Here is a 22,011-nt window from a genome sequence, read left to right on the forward strand (position 1 = left end):
TCAAACTTATCCATCAGGGTTTTATTAGCCAAAATCTTACGAAAAATTAATAATTTCTTAATTTCTGAAATATTTTTTTTGTTAAGATTAATTCATTACTTTCCGACGGATTGGTACTTAAGTTCATCCTCTGAAATTTTTATTCCTGAAATAAATTTCCCTTCTATATCATAAAAATTACATTCCAGTTCACGGTTCTTTCTCGGACCTTTAACGGTGATTTTGGCAAAATTGTGCTGGTCAATGCTTTGCCCAATCCTATATGGATTATTTTCATTTTTACCGGGTGATACTCCTGCAGTCAATGATGAAACTGTAATTTCATACAGAGGATAAGAGTTTTCTCTTTCCATTTTAGAAACTTCTGAATGATGTCTGTCGCCTGAGAGAAATATTACACCTTCAATTTTATTTTTCTCAAGCAAGCTCAAAAGTTTTTCCTTTTCCTTCTTGAACATTTCATAGGTTTCAATTCCTCTTCCACTAACAGGATTCAAAACCTGACCACCAATAGCTACAATCTTAAATGGAGCCCTACTGTTAACAAGATTATCAATTAACCATTTAATTTGTTCATCTCCCAGGTATGGTTTTTCATCATCTGCTAAATCATTTGGCGCACGAAAATAACGATCATCCATTAAAAAGAAATCAACATCAGCCCATTGAAAGTAGGTTGTAATTCCGGGATTACCATTAACACCAAAAGATGGATTGACCCAAAATAATTTAAATGCTTCAAGAGTTTTTTCTTTATTCCAAAAACCTCTGTCACTATTGTTCGGACCAAAATCGTGATCATCCCAAATTGCATAATGATGAACCGAACCGAGAAGCGGCTGTAATTCCGGAAGCGAACGAGTGTGTGTTATTCGATGAAGAATTCCCGACCACGAATCCCAATCGGCTTCTCTTAAATAATAATTATCTCCAAGCCATAGCATAAAATCTGGTTTTGATTTATGAATACTTTCCACGATCTGATAATCACTTCCATAAGGTTTCCCAGGTCTGTCATATTTTTCTTCGTTAACATAAAAGCAACTGCCTGTTACAAAACTGAATTCCGGAGGGTCTTCACGCCATTGCCAAAGTTTTTGTGTTTGAAATTTTAATTCATAATTGAAGGAGACTTTTTTGTTATTAACATAAACTTCATAGTTATAGATTTGTCCGGGCTCAAGATTATCAGCAATTAGTTTTGCTGTGAAAGCTTTGTTCTTTTCAGTCTTAACAGAGTTAGTAGAAAATTTTTTTGGTGGTTCTTTGGTGTTCCAGTATTTAATGAACACTTCTGCATCAGTTTTAGTTTGAACCCATAAACCGACTTCACGCATTGCAGAATATCCAACCATCGGACCTGATTGAATGAGTGATTGTGCATTTAAGTTAATCGAAAATGATAGAAGTAAAAAGAATTGTAAAATTAGAATTGTGAAAGTTCGTTTTTTATTAAGCATATTCACTATTTCCAGATTAGTTTTTTAATCTAATATTGGTCGAAATTAAGCCAGATGCCTTCACACAAAATTGAGTTTCGAGAAAGTTTTTACTATAGTGCATAAAAATTTCTGTGTAAAGCTAATTCATTTCTTTTAAAGTTTAAAGAATTCAAAATGATATGGCTCAAAGTTGGTGACTAAAGTTGCAAATTCTTATAAGAATTAAACTGATTTTTTGAAATTTATTAACATCAATTGCTGAAAAAGATTCGTTCTAAAAAACTATTTTAACGCATAAAATTTCAAGGAATTTTTATGAAAACATTATTGAACAGATTTATCGTCATTCTGATATTCATCTTACTGACAGCATCAGGTTTATATTCTCAAAATATTCCTTATACAATATTGATTTCATTCGATGGATTCAGATGGGATTATACTAACAGAGGATTAACTCCGAATTTTGATTACATAGAAAAACACGGTGTAAAAGCTCTTTCGCTTAAGCCATCCTTTCCTTCTATTACATTTCCAAATCATATCTCAATTGTAACAGGAATGTATCCTCAAAATCACGGAGTTATAGCAAACACAATGTATGACCCTGTTACAGATAAATTATATTCACTTCGGGATACGGCAGAAGTTCGTAATGCTTATTGGTATAAAGGTGAGATGATTTGGGAAACCGCCAGAAGACAAGGTGTTATCACAGCCAGTTATTTCTGGCCTGGCTCTGAAATGAACATCGAATATCGGCGTCCGACATATTATGAAAAGTATGAACACGAAAGAGACTATGCCGAGAGAATAAACGGAGTAATTAATTGGTTAAAACTTCCATACAATCAGAGACCAAAATTTATTACTTTGTATTATGATTTAACCGATAGTGAAGGTCATCGATTTGGTCCGAATTCGCCGGAGGTTAATACTGCTATTGCAAGACTTGACTCACTGATTGGTGTCTTGTTCAAAAAGCTTGATGAAATTAAACTACGCGACAGTGTAAATTTGATTATCGTATCTGATCACGGAATGACTGAAATTTCAAAAGACCGATATGTAAACATCGAAGAGATTGCGAACTGCAATAGCTGTAAATTCTTTAATCGTGGAGCTGTTATGAATATTTTCATCAATGATAAAAATAAAGTTGATGAAGTCTTCAATAAACTAAAACGGAATGAAAATCATTACAAAGTTTATAAACCGGAAGATGTTCCTGCACATTTTCATTTCAACCATAATCATTTAATTGGAGATTTGTTTGTGCTTGCAGAACCAGGTTGGTCGGTCGGTACCACAAAAGATAAAGACAGAATGAATGATTATAATGGTGGTAATCACGGGTTTGATAATTCATTTATGGATATGCACGGAATATTTTATGCGATCGGTCCGTCATTTAAAGAAAATTATAAAACCGGCACCATAGAGAATATTAATATTTATCCTTTGCTTTGCAGAATTCTTAATATTATTCCAAAGCAAAACATTGATGGTAAACTTGAAAACATTTCATTCATCTTAAAGGAAAAGGAATAACAGTCTTGAGTTTATTTAATCTAACTTATACAAAAACAAAACTTAAAAACGGACTTGAGGTAATTCTTCATAAAGATTCGTCTCTTCCTCTTGTGGCAGTAAATATCTGGTACAAAGTCGGTTCTGCAAATGAAAGAGAAGGAAAAACTGGGCTTGCACATCTTTTTGAACATATGATGTTTCAGGGCTCAGAAAATGTTCCTAAGGAAATGCACTTTAAATACATTCAGGAAGCTGGTGGAATTCTAAACGGCTCAACAAGTTTTGACCGAACAAACTATTATGAGAAACTTCCGTCGAACGCAATTGAAATTCCGCTTTGGTTAGAAAGTGACAGAATGGGACTTCTGCTAAATGCACTGGATGAAGAAAAACTTGAAAATCAAAAAAGTGTTGTAATAAATGAGCGACTTGAGCGATATGATAATCAGCCATACGGACTTGCCTGGGAAATCATAGTAAAAAATCTTTTTCCGAAAAATCATCCTTATAGTTGGCCCACAATCGGATTTAAAGAAGACATCGAAAGTTTTACTCTTGATGATGTGAAAAACTTTTTCAAATCGTTTTACTCACCATCAAATGCAACACTTGTAGTTGCCGGTGATATAAATGAATCGGAATCTCTGCAATTGATAGAAAAATATTTTGCTGAAATTCCGTCTTATGAAACTCCGGCATCGCCAATCGCACCTGACTTTCAACTTAATGAAAACATTTATATCGAGCATAAAGATAATGTTCAGTTGCCAAGATTGTATCTCGCTTTTCCTACTGTGAAAAGTTACGAACCAAAAGATGCTGAGCTTGAAGTACTAAGTGATATTCTTAGTGGTTCAAAAAACAGTCGCTTAAATAAAAGACTGGTTTTTGATGAGCAGATTGCTCAGGATGTTTCTGCTTTTCAGTTCTCAGGAAAGTATGGCGGAATGTTTATGATTATTTCAACAGCAAAACCGGGAGTTGAGAATTTCAGATTTGAAAAAGAAAATTTTTGAAGAGCTTTCATTAATCAGTTCAAATGGAATTTCTGAGAAAGAACTAACGAAAACACGAAATGGAATAAAATCAAATTTCATCTCAGCAATGCAAAATCTTGATAACATTGCTGATCATCTTAATCATTATAACTTTTATCTCAATGAACCAAATTCATTTGAATGGGATTTAAATCGATATATGTTAATACAAACTTATGATGTAAAATCAGTCTGCAATGAACTTTTAAATAAAAATTATCTTGAATTAAATATCATTCCGAAAGAAAAATAAATGAATTCTTTTCGAACAAAACCAGAAATTAAAAACGAACTGAAATTTCAACTTGAAAATATTTCTGTTAAAGAGTTTTCAAACGGATTAAAAATATTTTACCTGCAAAAAGAAAAACTTCCTTTAATCCGATTAAATTTTATTGTTGAAGCCGGAAGTAAATTCGATTCTCTGTCAATTCCAGGATTAGCAAGACTTACTTCCGCTATGATTGATGAAGGAGCAGGAGGTTTATCCTCTCTTGAGTTAAGTGATGAGTTTGATTTGCTTGGAACGGATTTTAACATTTCAACTGATAACGATTTTATTGTTTTGTCTTTGCAATCGCTTACAGAAAATATTGAAAGATCACTTGAGCTTCTGTCTCTGGTAATTACTAAACCTGATTTCCCTGAAAGTGAATTTGAAAGAGAGAAGAAAAAACTCCTGGTTAGCATTCTTCAGTTGAAAGATGACCCGGAAAGAATTGCCGAACAGATTTTTGACAAAGTAATTTATCAGGATCACTATTACAGCTTTCCTGTGAGAGGTTATTATGATACTGTTGAAAAAATTAATCTTCAGGATATCAAAAAGTTTTATGAAAATTTATTTAAAGCAGATAAATCTTTTATAGCCGCTGCAGGAAATATTTCTTCCGAAAAGTTTTATCAATTAGTAGAAAAATATTTTAAAGGTTACAAATCATCTGATACCAAAATTGTTTTAACAGAAAAAAATATAACTTCTGATAAAAAAGTTTTTGTTTATAACAAACCTGAGTCAGTGCAAACAGAAATAAGAGTTGGTTATGTTTCCGGCAAACGAAACGCAAATATTTTTTTTCAGAAGCATCTACTCAACACAATTTTCGGTGGACAATTTAACAGCAGGTTAAATTCAAATCTGCGTGAAAGAAATGGTTTTACCTATGGTGTGGGTTCGCAGTTCGTTTATCAGAAAGATTCGGGTTATTTTGTAATCAGCACTTCCGTTAATACAGAAAATACTTTGGCCGCAATCAAAGAAATCAAAAGCGAACTGGAAAAACTCAAAGACGGAGTTACTTCGGATGAGCTTAGTTTTGTAAAGACATCTTTATCAAGAAAGTTCCCATTGAACTTTGAAACTTATCGTCATCTTACATCAAATCTTTCTGCTTTGGGAATACATAATCTTCCGATTGATTACTTTAACAATTATCTGAATAATCTGAATGCAGTTACAATTGATGAAGTAAACACTGAAGCGCTAAAACTTTCCCAAGCAGATATGAAAATTGTTCTTGTTGGAAATAGAGATTCATTTGCAGATGAGTTCATTAAAAACGGATTTGAATTGATTGATGTTGATGAGAGAGGAAATATTAAATAAAAACATTATCAATTGTTTTACACTCTTCTAATAATTTTACGTTAAAATTCTACTTCAACAACTCAGTAGCAGAAACAAACTTATAACCAATTTTCCGGTAAGCCGGAATTAACGGAAGCAGTTCGTTAAAATTTTTGCTGTCAATTAAAATTCTTCTCGATTCATTCTTACTCATGCTTTTAATCATCTCTCTGAAAGCACTTTCTGCATTCGATGAGTAACTATCAAGTAAATCAAAGCGACTGAGATTAACATAAAATGCTTTTCGCCAATCCAGTTCTTTAATCAAAAAATCTTTTATAGATGATTCAAATAAATCTGACTTATCATCAATAGCAATAAATGCAGCCGAAGGAAAATACTTGAAAAGATTCTCAACTGATTTTTTATTTCTGCGAATCGGATAACTCTCATCCATTTTATAATTTAAATCCTGAATATCATCATTCAGAAGAAGAGCATATCTTTTTCCTGCAGAAAGAATTTTATTGATAAACTTTTTTGATTGTTCCGAAGGCGTAATAAGGAAAATTATTTGTTCCGGAGTATTTAGAATTGCTGAGTTATCAATCGCATAATCAATATTAAAGACAACAAAGCCAACTCTTCCCTTTTCTCTTGAAATGTTTTTATCAGTTACAAACTCTGAAACAATAAGTGGCTTGTTATCAAGAATAATTTTTAGGATTGTTTTTCCGCCAATAGATTCTTCTTCGCTTGTTATCTTCGCTGTGGTTGGAGAAAACAAATTTTCTATCTCGAGAAGAAGTAATGAAATCGGAACATCGCTATAAACTTTTACCGAATAGACAGAATCGGAAGGATTTTTTTTATTTCTTTTAATGCTCAAAAACTTTTCACTGATGTCATAATTTTTCAAAGCTTGTTTGAAAAGTGAATCTGCTTCAGAAATAGAAATATCTTTCTTTTTGAGCTCCGGTTTTTCCGCAGTTATGTAACGATCAATAAGGATAGTGACAACAAGCAATAAAATCGCAACAGCAAATAAATACCTTGCTGATTTAGATAAATCAAAATCTTTAAACATCACTTCTTTTATTTGTTCTTAAATGCAGGTTTTCTTTTTTCCAGAAAAGCAGAAGTTCCTTCTTTAAAATCTTCAGTTCCACAACACATAGCAAAAAGCACTGCTTCAAAATCAAGTCCATCCTGCAAATTCATTTTATCAGTTGCATTAACTGCCTCAATTGCAAGTCTTATCGCTTGCTGGCCTTTTGAATTAATTTTTTGTGCAATCTCAAATACTTTTGCCTGCAGTTCTGCAGCAGGAAAAACTTTATTCACCAGGCCAATTCTTAAAGCTTCATTTGCATCGATCATATCGCCGGTTAAAATCATTTCCATCGCTCTGCCACTTCCGACTAATCTTGCAAGTCTTTGAGTTCCACCATAACCTGGAATGATACCAAGATTAACTTCCGGTTGACCAAACTTTGCATTTTCAGATGCAATTCTGAAATGACAAGCCAAAGCAAGTTCGCATCCTCCACCAAGTGCAAATCCATTAACAGAAGCGATAACCGGTTTTTCAAAATTTTCAATCGTGTTGAAAACACTTTGACCAAATTCAGCAAACTTTTTTCCTTCGAGCATGTTCAGTTTGTTTAATTCCGAAATATCTGCTCCTGCAACAAAAGCTTTCTCTCCGCTTCCCGTCAGAATAACAGAATAAACATCATCATTGTTTCTTAATTCCTGAAAAACATTTTTCAGCTCTGTTAATGTTTGATGATTTAATGCATTCAGTTTATCAGGACGATTTATTGTGACCAAAGCTGTTTTATCTTTTATGTCCAATAATAAATTTGTATAACTCATTGTTCCTCCTATAAACTTATAAAGATTGGAAGCCGGACTCTTAAATCGAATCCTACAAACTGATTTGATTCAAAATAATTGTATGAAGCTAGTATCTCAAGCATAAACATTGAAACTCCTGCACCAACACTGAATCCAAACTTTGAAGTCTCCTCCAGAAAATTTGTCTTGCCTCTGCCTGGTTTAAACTCATGAAGTTTCTGATAGTATGTATAAGAACCTGAAACTTGCAGAATAGGCATAAACAGAACAATATTTTCTGCAAGCGGCGGGAAGTAATATCTTGCACCAAAATTTACAGGTAAGGTATTAGTGTGAAAATTTGAATAATCTGTCTCGCGATAAAAACTTTGAGAGCCAGGATATTGTTCAAAACCAATTGTAGTATAAAGAAAAACCGGTAGGAACTCATTATCGGTATATGAAAATTCAATATTAAAACCATAACCAACATCTGTGTTTGAAGCAAAATCACCAATTGGTAAACGAGGACCAACTCCAACTCCAACAAAAAATCCCACAGCACGACTGCTTGGAGGTTTCTCAGCAAAAGAAAAAATACTTAATGCGATTAATAAAAAAATGGTATTTCTAAAGATTGATTTCATACTATTGAAAATTACAAAATAGTTTTTGCTTAATGAACTATGGAAAAATTAATTTCACGATAGAATAAGAAGTTACTCCTCTGTCATTCCGAGCGAAGCGAGGAATCTTTGGTTATCATTCATTCTTCCCAATGATAGTGCTGATTCTCGTATGAGCTGTTTTCCCTCCGTATTCACCAGTCTGGTAAATGAAATAACAACCTGCAAACGCAAGTAAGAGCAAAATTATTTTCCACTTGCCTTCATACTTCTTTTTTATCTGCAAATAAATTCTTGAAAACAAAATTAATGAGAATAACCACACAACAATGTTTGCATAAGTATAATGTTTATCAGCTAATTCATATAAATCCGGATTCATTTTATCAATTGAATTTAATGCCTGATTACCGGTAAGAACTGCAGCCAATGATGCAACTATTCCAAGAATCAGAATTACCAATGAGGTGAATGAGAAAAATTCTTTTTTATAAAAGATTGACACGGCTTCAATGAAAGGATAAATGAAAAGCAGTGCAATCGGAAAATGAATTATCTTATGATGAAGTTCTGCTAAAAATTCCATATCAACCACACATTACCGAACCACCGTTTACATTTATCACTTCGCCGGTAATATGTCTGGCAAGATCTGATGCGAGAAATAAAACCGGACCAGCGATATCATCAGGTTGTGCAATTCTCTTTAAAGGAATTTCTTTTATTTCACTTTCAAAACTTTTCTTATCGGATAAAGCTGGAATTGACATATCAGTCCAAACCCAACCAGGTGCAACACTATTAACAAGTATATTGAACTCAGCAAGTTCTTCTGCCAAAGATTTTGTAAATGAAATCATTCCACCTTTTGATGCTGCGTAATGTGAATATCTGGCTTCACCTCTTTGTCCGGCAGTTGAAGAAATATTTATTATTCTTCCAAAGCGTTTCTTTTTCATCGAAGGAATTACAAGTGAGGAAAACAGAAAAGCAGATGTAAGATTTATTCGTAAAGTTTCTTCCCACTGAGCTAAAGTCATTTTATCAATTTTGCCTTCTTTCCAGATTCCGGCATTGTTAACAAGAATATCTACACGACCAAAATCTTTCATTACCTCTTTAACACATTCCCGGATTTCTTCCGGATTTGCTACATCGACCTTATAAGCTCTGATTCTTGTAAGCTTTGAATATCTTTTAACAAGTTTTTCCGCCTGCGATTTGCTGCTGTTGTAAGTGAATGCTACAGAAGCTCCGGTGATTGCAAAATATTTTACACAGGAAGCACCAATTCCTCTTGAGCCACCTGTTATCAAAACAACTTTGGATTTCAGATTAATCATTTTTAATACTCCACTTTATGAAGAAATAAACCTTTTGCCGGAACAGCTTCTCCGGCAAATTCTCTGTCTTCTGATCTAAATACTTCCTGAATATATTCTTCAGGTTTTTCCATTTTTAATGCTTTGAGCAATGTTCCAACAATCGCTCTAACCATTCCGTGTAAAAATCTGTCAGCAGAAATTTCAAACACAATAAGATCAAATTGATTTGTCCAGCTAATTTCAGTTACTTCGCAAAACTTATTTTCAACCTCAGATTTCTTTTTACAGAATGAAGAAAAATTTTTCCTACCTAAAAAAAGTTTACTTAAGTCATTAAGAATTTCTAAATCAATTTTCTGTGGATAAAAAAAAGAATAATTTTTATAAAACGGTGACTTGAATTGTGAAATCAAATAAATGTAAGTCCTTTTCTTTGCATCAAACCGTGAATGAAAACTTTCGCGAACTTTCTCAATTGAGAGCACTGAAATATCTTGCGGAAGAATTGAATTGAGCGAGAATTGGAATTTGTATAAATCAATTTCTTTTTCAGATCTGAAATTTGCAACCTGACCTAAAGCATGAACTCCAGCATCAGTTCTTCCTGAACCTATCAAATTAACTTCTTCTTTAAGAATAATTTTAATCGCATTTATAATTTCTTGCTGAATTGTTTTTGCGTTCTCTTGAATTTGCCAGCCTGAATAAACAGTTCCATCATATTGTAAAATCATTTTGTAGTTATTCATAATTACAAATTATATGAAAGAGAGAATTAAAAGATAAATAATCTGAACAAGCAACATTATACCCAATCCTTTCCACACAACATATTTAAGAACATTGCTTCCCCAGAATGATGAGATTGACATCTTAATAACTGTGTTTGAAATAGTTGCAAATACAATCGCCTTCATTGCTACATTTAGTGTAATAGATTCATTAAACAATCTCGAAATTGAAATCGTAATAGCATCAACACTTGAGAATCCAGCCAAAGCACTTGCTGCAAATAATCCCTGATCTCCAAAATAAACCTGAGCAGCTTTTGCAAGAAAGATTGTAACTCCGAAAATAATTCCAAAGACGAATGCAGATTTCAGTTCGAAAGGATTTTTAAGTTCAATTTCTGCCTGAGGAATATTAATATTTTTTTTGTAAAAGATTATTGAAGCAATAACACCAGCCAACGCAAAAATTATCATTGGAAAAAATAGTGGGATTGCTAAATCAACATTAAGAATTGAAATTATCAGCAATACTCTCAAGAACATCATTGATGATGCGGTAATAACTCCCAGACCATAATTGAATGAAAGTGGCTCTTCAATTTTACTTTTCTTTGTTAATGAATAAGTAAGTGCGGTGCTCGATACCATTCCACCAAGCAAACTCGTAACTATTATTCCCTTATCCTTTCCCAAAAGTTTAATAAAAATATAACCGATAAAACTTATTCCACTTACAAATATTACCATATACCAGATTAGTCGTGGATTAAGAACATCGAAAGGACCATAAGTTTTGTCTGGAAGGACAGGAAGCACAATCAGAGTAATGATTGCAAGTTTTAAAGTGGCATAAATATCTGCAGCGTTAACTTTTCCAACGAAGGAATGCAATTGAATTTTAAGCGAAAGAAACATTGTGATTATTATTGCTATCACAACCGGAAGAAGAATATATCCCCAATAAACCAATGAACCGAGAATAAAAACTATGAATGAAGATACTTCACTTGTTCCACCAACTTTACCATCTCTTGAAGATGAATAGTATGCTGCGATTGTAAGTCCTGCAAATCCTATAAAGAAAATTGCATAAACCCAATTTTCAGTAATTGAAGAAATAAGTGCAGAAGTAAAACCATAAAGTCCGATTAAAGGAAAAGTTCTTATTCCGGCAAAAATTTTTTCGTCTTTATTTCTTGCGTACTCTCTTTCAAGTCCTATTAGCATACCTATGAAAATAACGACTGCAAGACCTTTAAGAATTGTAAACATATCGCCGGACTCTAAAAGAGGTTCGGGTTTGGGCAGTAGATTTTGAAACAACGATGTTGAATCAGTGTGTGTCTGCATAATAAAAATTTCTTTTTGCAAATCTAATGATATTAGAATAATTTTATTCGCAATCTTAATAAAGTATTCTAATTTGTTCCAACCCTGGGAAAAATCATTTGTATGTTAACTAATAAAAGTAAGAAGGATCTTTCTGAATTAATAAACCAGTTTAGTGTAGCTGCATTATTGTTTGATGAAGAATTTAATTTGCTTCATTACAACAATTATGCTTTAAATTTTTTTAATGAATCTATCAACAAACAGAATGAATCTTCAGAGATAATTGCAGAGAGTTTTAACTCTTTACACTCAGAAGTTAGAAAAAGATTAAAGAATATTTCCGAATCAAACTTTTTTGAATTTGATTTTACTGATTTCAATTCTCAAAAGGTTCTTCATATAACAATCAGTAAAATAAAGTCCGAAAATGAAACCCGTTTCCTTTGCCTGCTTACTGAAATTGAAAAAGGGAATATGGAATCGGTCTTTATGAAACTTTTTGAATTGACAAGTGATATTATTCTTCTGATTGATCCATTAGAATTTAAAATCGTAGAAGCCAATCAAGCTGCTGTAAAATCTTATAATACCTCGAGAGAAGAAATTATTGGTTTCAACTTTATTTACTTATCCAGATTACCCGAAAAAGAAATTGAAATTCTCCGCGATTCAAACCTTTCTGATAAACCAATTGAATATGAAACAATTCATCTTAAAAGCAATGGCGATGAAATTTATCTAAAGGTTCGTATTTCCAAAATAAATTATTCTAACAGAGATTTAATTTTATTTGCTGCGAGTTCAAATACATTAAACCAAATATCTGCACAGAAGCTTCAGTCAAGTGAAAATCGTTTTAAGATTTTGTATGACAATAATCCTTTAATGATCTTCATAATTGATTCTGATGGAATTATTTCGGGAGTTAATAAAAGTGTTCTCAGTGAATTGCAATATCTGAACGATGATTTGATTGGTAATCACATTTCAAAAATCTATCATCCCGAAGACGAACGACTTATTAATTTTCAGATTAATCAATGTCTTCAAAATCCAAACAAAACATTTACCTGGGAATTAAGATTATTAAACAAATTCAAAAACATTGTTTGGGTAAGAGTAAGTGCTATTTCGTTCGTTACTGATAAAGGAAGCAATGAAGTGATGATTGTTTGTGATAATATTACAGTTCAGAAAGACACTGAAAAGACTTTAGTTGATTATGCAAAATCACTTCAAAGAATGCTTGATGCATCTCCACTTGGAGTTCTTGTTTATGCGCTTGATAAAGATAACCATCTAAGATTGATCACTACTAATCATTCAGCAGAAACAATTTTAGGAATAAGAGCCGATGATTATTTGTACAAAAAGATTGAAGAAATTTTTCCTGCTTTACCTCATCAAACAGTTGTTAAGCAATTCAGAGAAATTGCAAAAAACGGTGGGAGCTATTTATTTCAGAAAATAAACTACAACGATAAAAATGTAAGTGGCGTTTATGAATATTCTGCAATTCAGCTTGCAGAAAATACTGTAGCAATATTTTTCACAGACATTACTGACAGAGAAAAATCAATTGAACGAATTGCTGAAAGTGAACTTAAATACAAAACTTTGTTTGAAGGTTCAAATGATGCAATCATACTTATGAAGAATGAATACTTCATCGATGCTAACCAGAAAGCACTTGAAATGTTTGGTTGCTCGAGAGAAGAGTTAATAAATAAAACTCCGTTTGATTTCTCCCCCGAGTTTCAGGATGATGGATTAAAATCACAGGATAAAGGAATAAGCTTAATTCAGGAAGCATTGAATGGTTCTCCACAATTTTTCGAGTGGAAGCATATCAAAAAGGACAAAACAGAATTTATTGCAGAGGTAAGTTTAACCTCTACTGAGATTAAAGGCGAAAAATTTATTCAGGCAATTGTTCGTGATATAACAGAAAAGAAAAAATCGCAAAAACAAATTGCAATGTTCGCAAACGCATTCAGAAACATTTCAGAATGCGTGATAATCGGCGATACACAGGACAACATAATTTTCGTAAACGAGGCATTCACTAAAACCTATGGATATAAACCTGAAGAAATCATTGGGAAAAATGTCAGCTTAATCCGCTCTCCTAAAAATCCAACTCATATTGTTCAAAAAATATTACCACAAACTTTAAAAGGTGGTTGGAAAGGTGAGCTCATAAATGTAAAAAAATCTGGTGAAGAGTTCATAATTTCGCTCTCAACATCACCAATCTACGATGAGAAAGGAAATCTGATTGCATTAACCGGAATTGTTGAAGACATAACTGAAAGAAAACAAACTTTACAGAGACTCGCAGAAAGTGAGGAAAGATTCAGATCACTTTTAGATAATATTATTGAGTCAGTTATAATAGTTGATTGGAATGGAAAAATTTTATTTGCGAACAAGAGTGCGGCTAAACTTGTTGACTTGGATTCACCTGAAAAAGGAATCGGGAAAAGTGTTACGGAATTTCTCCATCCATCAAACATAGATAAAGCAATCCGATTAATTTCATTTGAAAAAGATAGCGGCGAATCAAGACGAGATACATTTCAAATTGTTACTGCAACCAAGCAAATCCGTTGGGTTGAAAGTATGTCAACGCGTATCCGCTATCAGAATCAGGAAGTATTACTTACAACATTAAGAGATATTACTGATAGAGTTAAGACCGAAAAGATGCTCCACCTTTTAACAAATGCACTGCACAGCGCTGCTAATGGTGTAATGATCACTGACAGAAGTGGAAAAATTATCTGGCTAAATGAAGCAATTGAAAAACTAACCGGTTATAAAGAAGATGAACTAATCGGAAAGTCAACTTCAATTTTCAAATCAGGATTGCTACCGGATGAATTCTATAAAAAGATGTGGGATACCATTGAAAGCGGAAAAGTCTGGAAGGGTGAATTAATCAATAAAAGAAAAGATGGAACTTTTTATGAAGAAGAAATGACGATCACACCAATTTATGATAGCGATAGCGAGATTAATCATTACATAGCCATTAAAGAAGATATTACACAACGAAAAAAGAATGAAAGAGAAATCCGTGAGGCAAAAGTTAAAGCTGAGGAAATAAATAAACTCAAATCAACATTTCTAGCTAATATGAGTCACGAATTACGAACTCCGTTAGTGGGAATTCTTGGATTTGCAGAGTTACTTCGTGATAACATAACTGATAAAGATTTGTCTGAAATGGCTTCAAGAATTCATGTAAGTGGTAAAAGACTGCTCGAAACTTTGAATTCAATACTTGACTTATCCCGTATTGAAGCTAACAGAATGGAACTTAAACTTGATCATATAAATATATGTCGTGTTGTTCGCGAGAATCTTCTTCAGTTTGAAGCACTTGCAAAAACAAAAAACTTATATCTGAAAAGTGAGTTAGAGGAAGAAGAAATAATTTGTTTCCTGGATGAAAAAATTCTTCATCAGATTATGAATAATCTGATTAACAACGCTATTAAGTATACGCAAAAAGGTGGAGTAACAGTTAAAGTCCGGAGAGAAATAATTAACAACAATTCGAATGTTATAATTAAAATTCAGGATACAGGAATTGGAATACCAAAAGATAGTCTCTCCAGAATATTTGAAGAGTTCAGACAGGTTAGCGAAGGACTTGACCGTAAATTTGAAGGAACCGGACTTGGATTAACTCTGACTAAAAAATTTGTTGAACTTTTGGGAGGAACAATAAGTGTAGAAAGTGAAGTTGACAAAGGTTCAACTTTTTCAATTTGTTTCCCGGCAAGCTATGAGGAAAAACAAATTACTGAAAAAGACACAAATGATACTGATACTTCAACCACTAAAGTTATTCCTGCACAAAAGAAATCACTAAACATTCTCCTTGTTGAAAACGATGAAGCAAGTATTGAAGTGACAAAATTATTTCTCAGAGATTTTGGGAAGATGATGGTCGCAAAAACCGGAGCAGAGGCACTTGAGTTATTGGATAAAACTAAATTCGATTTGATTCTTATGGATATAAATCTTGGAAGAGGATTAAGTGGAATTGAAGTCACAAAACAAATAAGATTAATGAAAGGTTACGAAGATGTTCCAATCGTCGCAATGACTGCTTATGCAATGCTTGGTGATAAAGAAGAATTTTTAAAGGCAGGTTGCTCGCATTATATTTCAAAACCATTTAAGAAAGATGAACTGCTCGGATTGGTAAATGAAATAATTAATTCGCAATGATTTCATTTATCAGTGCATTTGTAAATAGTCTATCTGAATTTCGTTAAACTTATTCAAGTTTCAATTTATTTGATAGAAACAGTTTTGATATTAACAAACTCTCTTATTCCAAAAACTGATAATTCCCTTCCGTATCCTGATTCTTTAATTCCACCAAATGGCAATCTTGGATCAGAACGAACAAATTGATTTACGAAACAACTTCCTGCATTAAGTTTTTCTTTTGCAATTCTTTCACCCCGTGCTACATCTTTAGTAAATACAGCCGCACCCAAACCGAACACTGTTTGATTGGCAAGTTTAATTGCATCATCCTCATCTTCAGCTTTTACTATGGCAGCAACCGGACCAAAAAGTTCTTCATCAAATGCTGGCATTCCTGGTTTGACATCAGCTAAAACTGTTGGAGGATAAAATGCACCTTTCAATTCAGGAACAAATCCACCGAGCAAAAGTTTAGCACCAGCTTCAATACTTCTTAGGACCTGATCATGAAGTTCATCTCTGAGTTTAACACTTGCCTGAGGTCCAATGTCATTCGTTTCATCAAAGGGATCACCCATTTTTTTGTGCTTCATAAAATCAACATACATTTCTGTGAATCTATCATAAACTTCTTTCACAACAATAAATCTTTTGGCAGCAATACAACTTTGTCCACCATTAATCAATCTTGAATTCACACACGTTTGAACTGTTTCTGTTAAATCAGCATCTTCAAGAACAACATAAGGATCGCTTCCTCCAAGCTCTAAAACAGTTTTCTTTATAAACGAGCCAGCAACTGATGCAACAGATTTTCCTGCAGGCACACTTCCAGTTATTGAAACAGCTTGAATGATTGGATTGGATATTAAATCCTTAACTCTTGATGAACTTAATATCACAGATTTAAAGACAAACTCAGGAAAACCTGCCTCTGAAAAAACCTCTTCAATTGCTAATGAACATCCACTGACATTTGAAGCGTGTTTAAGAATTCCGACATTTCCTGCCATCAAAGTTGGTGCTGCAAATCTGAAAACCTGCCAGAAAGGAAAATTCCACGGCATCACGGCAAGTATCACTCCAAGCGGTTGATAAGTAACGAAACTTTTCGTTGAATCTGTTTTAATGATTTCATCTGTTAAAAATTTTTCTGCGTTATCAGCATAGTAATCACAAACCCATGCACATTTATCAATCTCAGCTCTGGATTGAGAAATTGGTTTACCCATCTCGAGTGTCATGAGCTTAGAATATTCTTCTCTTTTCTTTCTTAAAATTTCCGCCGCATTTTTCATTAAGGATGAACGAAAACTAAATGATTGTTGCTTCCAGTTTTCAAATGCAGTCTTCATTCTTACAAGAGTGTTTTGTAACTCTATATCAGAAATTTCCTTATAGGATTTTATAAGTTCGTTGTTTGAAGGGTTTATTGACTGTACCATCTTAAACTCCGAAATTTTTATTCATTTCTTTTTATTACAACCAAAGTTTTGTCGTCGGAATAAGTACCATTTTTGTTATATCTCAATACATCATCAAGAATTCTCAATGCAATTTCTTTTGGAGTTTTATTTCTATTGTTCTTCAAAAGATTAATTAATCTTACCTCCGGAAAAGGTTCTCCTTTTGAATTAGTTGAATCAACAATACCATCAGAGAACATCAAAAGAATATCGCCGGGAAAAAAGTTTATACTTTCAATCTGATATTTTGCGTGAGGAACAGGACCAAGAACAGGACCAGTAACCATCAGGTATTCAACTTTGTTTTTTCTGCTGCTATAAAAAAGAGGAGGATTGTGGCCCGCATTTGTGTAAAGGAATAATCCGTTTTTATCTGTGGAGAGTTCTCCATAAAACAAAGATGAAAATTTATCGTCCTCAAAAATTTTGTTTACAAGTTGATTCATCTTTTTCATCAAAGGAGTAATCTTTATCTCAAAATTGCTTGCCATACGGAGTGCACCAGAAATGTACATTGCTTCGGCAGCAGCGGAAACACCCTTGCTTGCAGCATCACCAACTGCAATTCCTAATCTATCCTGATCATCACCAATTTCAAGATAGTCAAAAAAATCACCACCAACTATTTCTGCAGGATCAGTTAATCCGAATATATCATAATTATGGAATTTATATTCGTGTTCAGGTAAAATTGATTTTTGAAGTTGCCGTGCTTTATCAAGATCAGCTTTAAGGTTTGATGCGCTTGCAAGAATTCTTCTTTGCCTGATTTGCGAAGTAAGAGCCGTTGCTATTATACTCATATTCAAGCGGAACTCTTCATCCAAAGAATTGCTGTTTAATGCAAGAATGTATTCGTAATAAATTTTGCCGTTAAGTTTAATTCTTGAACCAACACCTGTAGCTGAATATCTGAAAATTCCCTTCTTCTTTAATTCGGTTAATGTTTCGTCGGCAAGAATAGTTCTTTCGCTTGCAATCCGGTCGAACTCAGGGTAATTTTTTAATTTTATTTTGAATCTCGGATCAATCGCCTCCATCTTTCCTGTTTGATAAAGAAGTTTATAACTGAATGTTTCCGGTTCAAGTTTCCAGATTCTTCCACCGGTTATTTCAAAACTCTTATCATTAACTATTTGCTCAAGCACATATTTCAGCATCTCTTCTTCGCTATTGAATTTTTGAGATGCAATACTTTCAATTGTTTTATGTAATTTCTTTTGATCCAATTTTTATTTCCTCAGTTTGAATAAAATTCTATCATTCGCTGAATAGCTCTTTTGCACACAGCACAAAAGTTATCAATTGAAATTGATTTCATTGTGCAATCATAAGCTGGTCTGTAAACTCCTTTGGCACTATAACCTCCGCCTTCGAACACTCCGATTTTATCCCGGTATTCTTTGGTATTTGGCGTTGGTACGGGAGTTCCTTCCTCAATTAAATCTTTCCACTTCAAATCAAAATTTACAAGTGTGGAAAGATTTGGATCCAATGGTTCAACATCAAGCGGATAAAATTCAGAGTAAGCTACTTCAGAAGTGTAATATTCATCTCCCAATGCTGCAAAACCATGTCCAAATTCGTGAACAAAAATATATTCTGAATTAGGATTATCACTTACACAAACAGAATAGTGATTATAAATTGAACCACCGCCATACTTACTAGTATTTACCAAAACATAAATCTGATCGTAAGGAGCGTTTGATGCAAGATGACGAAGTGTTTTGTTGTCGTAAATCATCAGATAACGATCAACATCAAAAGTATAAAAACTGGAATTTGCAATTGTACTCTTCCAGATATTTTCTGCAGGAATATCAGTTCCTGATTCTTCGGACCAGGCAAGCACTGCGTGGATGTTAAACTTATCTTTATTTTCTTTAAATGGTGATGAACCAAAAAGATAATTCGAAAATCTTTCGCAGTCACGAAGAAATTTAATACTATCTGTTTTTGTATATCCATCCGGAATTATAACTACATCAACCTTTTCTGATGGGTTTCCAATATCAAGAATTTTAACTGAAGAAAATTTTAATGGCCTGTCTCTTCTAATAAAATAATTTGAAGGGTCAAATTTATATTCAAATTTTTTATGGAGCTGGTTTTTCTTATCACGCGAATAAAATTCAACAATCACTTTATTCTTTGGAAACGGAAATACTACAGTTTCACTGAACGACTTTGTTGTTAGTTTTGCTTCTTCAGTTGTCAGCCACTCACTGAATAATGTTGAATAGGTTCTCGAATAGATTTCAGCTTTGGTGATTTCATCTCTCACAACGAATTTATACTTCCCGTAATCAAAAACATCAATCAGATTATTCTTACTTCCACCCCAAAATGGTTCAGCATATAATTCATCAAATGAATAGATTTCCAGAGTGTCATTTCCTGTGTGAAAATAATCCAATCGTAGTGAACCATCTGTAAAGTAATCATCGAATTGAATCTGAGCTTGTAAACTTATTTGAACGAGAAATATCAGCAGTAAATTTTTTAACTTCATTTTATTTTAAGATTTGGATTGATGTACAACAACCTGAGTGAAAGGAATTTCAATATTGTGTTTGTTAAATTCTTCATAAATTTTTTCCCGTAATCTGCATTGCATTGCCCAGGCATTCCGATAGTCATCTGTTCTTGCAACTAATCTGAAATCAAGTGATGAAGCTCCGAAATTTATGAAGAATACATCGGGTGCAATTTGTTTTGAGCAATCAGGATCATTATTTGCGATATTAAGAAGAATTTCTTTTACTTTTTTAATATCAGTTCCATAGGCAACACCAACATCAACTACGACTCTTGTAAGCGAGTTTGGATAAGTGATGTTAACGAGTCTGGACTTTACTATTTCATTATTCGGAATAATAACAATATTGTTATCAAAGTCTAAAATTTTTGTGCTTCTTATTCCGATATCAACCACATCGCCAACCTGATTATCAGCATATCTGATTCTGTCACCAATTCTGAAAGGTCTGTCAGTCATTATTATAAAACCGGAAATCATATTCGATAGAGTTTCCTGAGCTGCCAAAGCGATTGCTAATGAACCAACACCGAGCGATACAACAAAAGCACTTATATCTACATTAAATTTCCCAAGAACTATTACTACCGCAAGAGCAAACACTACTATCTTTAAAACTTTTTTTAATAACGGAATCAGACTACCACTAAGATTTCTGTTATCACTTGCATCAATTTTTTGCGAGTACCAATCCAGTAAAACATTTATATATCTGAATGAAACTACAAGAAGAATTATTACTAATGCGATGAAAAGAAGAGCTTCAGTTATTAATACAACATTATCAAGAAACGGATAAATCTCGATCAATGGCTTTGGAAGAAATTTGGATTCGCTTTTAATACCTTCCTTAAATATCTCGACTGAAAGAAAAATTCCGGCAATAAAGGACAGCCGATAAATTGCTGAACCTGAAGCAGCAAGTATTTTATCATCAAGATCTGTTTTAGTCTTTGAGACAAATGGTCTGATAATTTTTTTAAGAATGAATGCAAGAAATTTTGAGGCAAAGTAGGATAAGACGATTACAACAATGACAAGAATAACTCTGTACAGAAGATCATCTTTAACCAAATCACGAAGGAAGTTAAATATCCAGGCACTCATGAGACTTTCCTTGAACCAGGTTTAACAAGCGGCAATTTTCCTAAAGCACAGATAGGGCATTCATCAGGAAGATAAGAAACTACATCAAGCTTCAATGTACTTTTGAAAGGATAACCAAAATTCACCTTGCCATTACTCCTATCAACTATTGATGCAACTCCAATAACTTTAGCACCTGAGCTTTTCACAATATCAATAACTTCAAAAACAGAACCACCGGTTGTTACGACATCTTCACAAACTAAAACTTTCTCTTGTGGCGAAAGAGAAAATCCACGACGTAAAGTCATAACATTGTTTTCTCTTTCGGTAAATATTGATCTTCTATTCAGCTGACGGGCAACTTCATAGCCAACAATTATTCCACCCATAGCCGGTGCAATTACTGTGTCAATCTCAAAGTTTTTGAAGTAATCTGCAAGAACAGAGCAAACCTGAGATGTGTAATCCGGATATTGAAGTACTTTAGCACATTGAAAATATTGATTGCTGTGTCTTCCCGAGGTTAATAGAAAGTGTCCTTGAAGGAGTGCATCAGTTTTTAGGAATATGTCAAGGATTTGCTGATCATTCAAGCTCATCAAGCAAATCCTCCATTTCATTTACAGCGTGACGATCATTTTTTTCACGAGCAAGTTTGATTCCCTTTCTCAACAGAAATTTTGCATCTTCAATTTCATTCTGATTTATTTTCAAAGAAGCATATTGCATATACGCTGGCACATAACCAGGATCAGCTTCCAGTAGCTCTTTGAAATATTCTTCAGCTTTTTCATCATCATTCATTGCCATGTATTCCAAAGCAATTCCATAAAGAAGGAATGAATCGAATGGCTGTTGTTCAAGCATTTCGAGTAATGATTCTAATCTTGATTTCATTTGAGTCTTTCTTCAATTTTTTTTGCGAGTTGAAAATCTTTTTCCGTAACTCCACCAGCGCTGTGTGTTGAGAGATTTATTTTAACTTTATTCCATCCATAAATTAAAATATCAGGATGATGATCCATTTTTTCTGCTTCCAGAGCAAGCGAGTTTACGAATGCCATTGCTTCAATAAAATCTTTAAACTCAAACTCTTTACTGATGGAATTATTAACATAAATCCAGTTCTTTAAGGATTTTAATTGTTCTAAGATTTGTTGATTTGTTAATGCAGTCATATTGAATTGATGTTATTGATTTTACAATCCAAATTTAAACAAAAAAAGACGCATTCAGAAAGAATGCGTCTGGTAAA

The 22,011-nt window shown here is 33.3% G+C and carries 20 protein-coding genes; 5 read left to right on the plus strand and 15 right to left on the minus strand.

Annotation, left to right across the window (positions count from 1 at the left end):
* Positions 1-95: 95 nt before the first annotated feature.
* Positions 96-1,460 carry an alkaline phosphatase D family protein gene (locus Q0X14_RS05830; RefSeq protein WP_297843728.1) on the minus strand — a complete coding sequence of 455 codons (1,365 nt, stop codon included), beginning with the start codon at positions 1,458-1,460 and terminating at the stop codon, positions 96-98.
* A 297-nt stretch (positions 1,461-1,757) separates the two neighbouring features.
* Between Q0X14_RS05830 and Q0X14_RS05835 the strand changes: the two genes are divergently transcribed.
* The 4 genes from Q0X14_RS05835 to Q0X14_RS05850 are packed head-to-tail and all read left to right on the plus strand — an operon-like array spanning position 1,758 to position 5,618.
* Positions 1,758-2,993, plus strand: a complete 1,236-nt coding sequence (locus Q0X14_RS05835; protein ID WP_297843733.1) for an ectonucleotide pyrophosphatase/phosphodiesterase — start codon at positions 1,758-1,760, stop codon at positions 2,991-2,993.
* Positions 2,994-2,998: 5 nt separating this feature from the next.
* Entirely contained in the window at positions 2,999-3,991 is a 993-nt protein-coding gene (locus tag Q0X14_RS05840; RefSeq protein ID WP_297843736.1) for a pitrilysin family protein, read from the plus strand.
* Positions 3,972-4,265 (plus strand): hypothetical protein, encoded by a 294-nt coding sequence (locus Q0X14_RS05845; RefSeq protein ID WP_297843739.1) that lies wholly within the window; start codon positions 3,972-3,974, stop codon positions 4,263-4,265. The genes Q0X14_RS05840 and Q0X14_RS05845 overlap by 20 nt, the downstream gene beginning before the upstream one ends.
* Positions 4,266-5,618: a pitrilysin family protein gene (locus Q0X14_RS05850; RefSeq protein WP_297843741.1), complete on the plus strand. Its 1,353-nt coding sequence runs from the start codon at positions 4,266-4,268 to the stop codon at positions 5,616-5,618.
* Between the two features lie 49 nt (positions 5,619-5,667).
* Here the strand turns inward: Q0X14_RS05850 and Q0X14_RS05855 are convergent, their stop codons facing one another.
* The 7 genes from Q0X14_RS05855 to Q0X14_RS05885 all read right to left on the minus strand — a co-directional run bounded on the left by Q0X14_RS05855 (position 5,668) and on the right by Q0X14_RS05885 (position 11,450).
* Entirely contained in the window at positions 5,668-6,666 is a 999-nt protein-coding gene (locus tag Q0X14_RS05855; protein ID WP_297843745.1) for a hypothetical protein, read from the minus strand.
* An 8-nt stretch (positions 6,667-6,674) separates the two neighbouring features.
* Positions 6,675-7,457 (minus strand): enoyl-CoA hydratase-related protein, encoded by a 783-nt coding sequence (locus Q0X14_RS05860; protein WP_297843748.1) that lies wholly within the window; start codon positions 7,455-7,457, stop codon positions 6,675-6,677.
* Positions 7,458-7,465: 8 nt separating this feature from the next.
* A complete protein-coding gene (locus tag Q0X14_RS05865; protein WP_297843751.1) occupies positions 7,466-8,065 on the minus strand; it encodes an outer membrane beta-barrel protein in 600 nt (199 codons plus the stop codon).
* Positions 8,066-8,180: 115 nt separating this feature from the next.
* The gene (locus tag Q0X14_RS05870) at positions 8,181-8,630 is read right to left on the minus strand and encodes a DUF2231 domain-containing protein (protein ID WP_297843754.1); all 450 of its coding nucleotides are present in this window, start codon (positions 8,628-8,630) and stop codon (positions 8,181-8,183) included.
* A gap of 1 nt (position 8,631) precedes the next feature.
* Entirely contained in the window at positions 8,632-9,387 is a 756-nt protein-coding gene (locus Q0X14_RS05875) for a 3-oxoacyl-ACP reductase family protein (RefSeq protein WP_297843757.1), read from the minus strand.
* A gap of 2 nt (positions 9,388-9,389) precedes the next feature.
* The gene (truA, locus tag Q0X14_RS05880) at positions 9,390-10,118 is read right to left on the minus strand and encodes a tRNA pseudouridine(38-40) synthase TruA (RefSeq protein WP_297843760.1); all 729 of its coding nucleotides are present in this window, start codon (positions 10,116-10,118) and stop codon (positions 9,390-9,392) included.
* A 9-nt stretch (positions 10,119-10,127) separates the two neighbouring features.
* The gene (locus Q0X14_RS05885) at positions 10,128-11,450 is read right to left on the minus strand and encodes an MgtC/SapB family protein (RefSeq protein WP_297843763.1); all 1,323 of its coding nucleotides are present in this window, start codon (positions 11,448-11,450) and stop codon (positions 10,128-10,130) included.
* 102 nt (positions 11,451-11,552) lie between these two features.
* On the opposite strand from Q0X14_RS05885, the gene Q0X14_RS05890 reads away from it, so the two are divergent.
* Positions 11,553-15,674, plus strand: coding sequence for a PAS domain S-box protein (locus tag Q0X14_RS05890; RefSeq protein WP_297843766.1), 4,122 nt, complete (start codon positions 11,553-11,555; stop codon positions 15,672-15,674).
* 65 nt (positions 15,675-15,739) lie between these two features.
* Here Q0X14_RS05890 and Q0X14_RS05895 read toward each other — a convergent pair whose 3' ends face one another.
* The 7 genes from Q0X14_RS05895 to Q0X14_RS05925 are packed head-to-tail and all read right to left on the minus strand — an operon-like array spanning position 15,740 to position 21,934.
* A complete protein-coding gene (locus Q0X14_RS05895; protein WP_297843768.1) occupies positions 15,740-17,104 on the minus strand; it encodes an NAD-dependent succinate-semialdehyde dehydrogenase in 1,365 nt (454 codons plus the stop codon).
* 17 nt (positions 17,105-17,121) lie between these two features.
* Positions 17,122-18,354, minus strand: a complete 1,233-nt coding sequence (locus Q0X14_RS05900) for a PP2C family protein-serine/threonine phosphatase (RefSeq protein ID WP_297843772.1) — start codon at positions 18,352-18,354, stop codon at positions 17,122-17,124.
* An 11-nt stretch (positions 18,355-18,365) separates the two neighbouring features.
* Entirely contained in the window at positions 18,366-19,640 is a 1,275-nt protein-coding gene (locus Q0X14_RS05905; protein WP_297843775.1) for a M64 family metallopeptidase, read from the minus strand.
* A 6-nt stretch (positions 19,641-19,646) separates the two neighbouring features.
* Complete coding sequence (locus tag Q0X14_RS05910) at positions 19,647-20,774, minus strand: mechanosensitive ion channel domain-containing protein (protein WP_297843778.1); 1,128 nt, start codon at positions 20,772-20,774, stop codon at positions 19,647-19,649.
* Positions 20,771-21,349, minus strand: a complete 579-nt coding sequence (gene pyrE / locus Q0X14_RS05915; RefSeq protein ID WP_366522798.1) for an orotate phosphoribosyltransferase — start codon at positions 21,347-21,349, stop codon at positions 20,771-20,773. Before pyrE ends, Q0X14_RS05910 begins: the two co-directional genes overlap by 4 nt.
* Entirely contained in the window at positions 21,342-21,653 is a 312-nt protein-coding gene (locus Q0X14_RS05920; RefSeq protein WP_297843784.1) for a tetratricopeptide repeat protein, read from the minus strand. The genes pyrE and Q0X14_RS05920 overlap by 8 nt, the downstream gene beginning before the upstream one ends.
* Entirely contained in the window at positions 21,650-21,934 is a 285-nt protein-coding gene (locus Q0X14_RS05925; RefSeq protein ID WP_297843787.1) for a 4a-hydroxytetrahydrobiopterin dehydratase, read from the minus strand. Before Q0X14_RS05925 ends, Q0X14_RS05920 begins: the two co-directional genes overlap by 4 nt.
* Between the last annotated feature and the right edge of the window lie 77 nt (positions 21,935-22,011).

Source organism: Ignavibacterium sp. (assembly GCF_025998815.1).
Lineage (GTDB): Bacteria > Bacteroidota > Ignavibacteria > Ignavibacteriales > Ignavibacteriaceae > Ignavibacterium.

Bases quoted from the DNA above. Each gene is read 5' to 3' on its own strand.
- Q0X14_RS05830 (WP_297843728.1), bottom strand. From the start codon at position 1,460: ATGCTTAATAAAAAACGAACTTTCACAATTCTAATTTTACAATTCTTT.
- Q0X14_RS05835 (WP_297843733.1), top strand. From the start codon at position 1,758: ATGAAAACATTATTGAACAGATTTATCGTCATTCTGATATTCATCTTA.
- Q0X14_RS05850 (WP_297843741.1), top strand. From the start codon at position 4,266: ATGAATTCTTTTCGAACAAAACCAGAAATTAAAAACGAACTGAAATTT.
- Q0X14_RS05855 (WP_297843745.1), bottom strand. From the start codon at position 6,666: ATGTTTAAAGATTTTGATTTATCTAAATCAGCAAGGTATTTATTTGCT.
- Q0X14_RS05860 (WP_297843748.1), bottom strand. From the start codon at position 7,457: ATGAGTTATACAAATTTATTATTGGACATAAAAGATAAAACAGCTTTG.
- Q0X14_RS05865 (WP_297843751.1), bottom strand. From the start codon at position 8,065: ATGAAATCAATCTTTAGAAATACCATTTTTTTATTAATCGCATTAAGT.
- Q0X14_RS05870 (WP_297843754.1), bottom strand. From the start codon at position 8,630: ATGGAATTTTTAGCAGAACTTCATCATAAGATAATTCATTTTCCGATT.
- Q0X14_RS05875 (WP_297843757.1), bottom strand. From the start codon at position 9,387: ATGATTAATCTGAAATCCAAAGTTGTTTTGATAACAGGTGGCTCAAGA.
- truA (WP_297843760.1), bottom strand. From the start codon at position 10,118: ATGAATAACTACAAAATGATTTTACAATATGATGGAACTGTTTATTCA.
- Q0X14_RS05885 (WP_297843763.1), bottom strand. From the start codon at position 11,450: ATGCAGACACACACTGATTCAACATCGTTGTTTCAAAATCTACTGCCC.
- Q0X14_RS05890 (WP_297843766.1), top strand. From the start codon at position 11,553: ATGTTAACTAATAAAAGTAAGAAGGATCTTTCTGAATTAATAAACCAG.
- Q0X14_RS05895 (WP_297843768.1), bottom strand. From the start codon at position 17,104: ATGGTACAGTCAATAAACCCTTCAAACAACGAACTTATAAAATCCTAT.
- Q0X14_RS05905 (WP_297843775.1), bottom strand. From the start codon at position 19,640: ATGAAGTTAAAAAATTTACTGCTGATATTTCTCGTTCAAATAAGTTTA.
- Q0X14_RS05910 (WP_297843778.1), bottom strand. From the start codon at position 20,774: ATGAGTGCCTGGATATTTAACTTCCTTCGTGATTTGGTTAAAGATGAT.
- Q0X14_RS05920 (WP_297843784.1), bottom strand. From the start codon at position 21,653: ATGAAATCAAGATTAGAATCATTACTCGAAATGCTTGAACAACAGCCA.
- Q0X14_RS05925 (WP_297843787.1), bottom strand. From the start codon at position 21,934: ATGACTGCATTAACAAATCAACAAATCTTAGAACAATTAAAATCCTTA.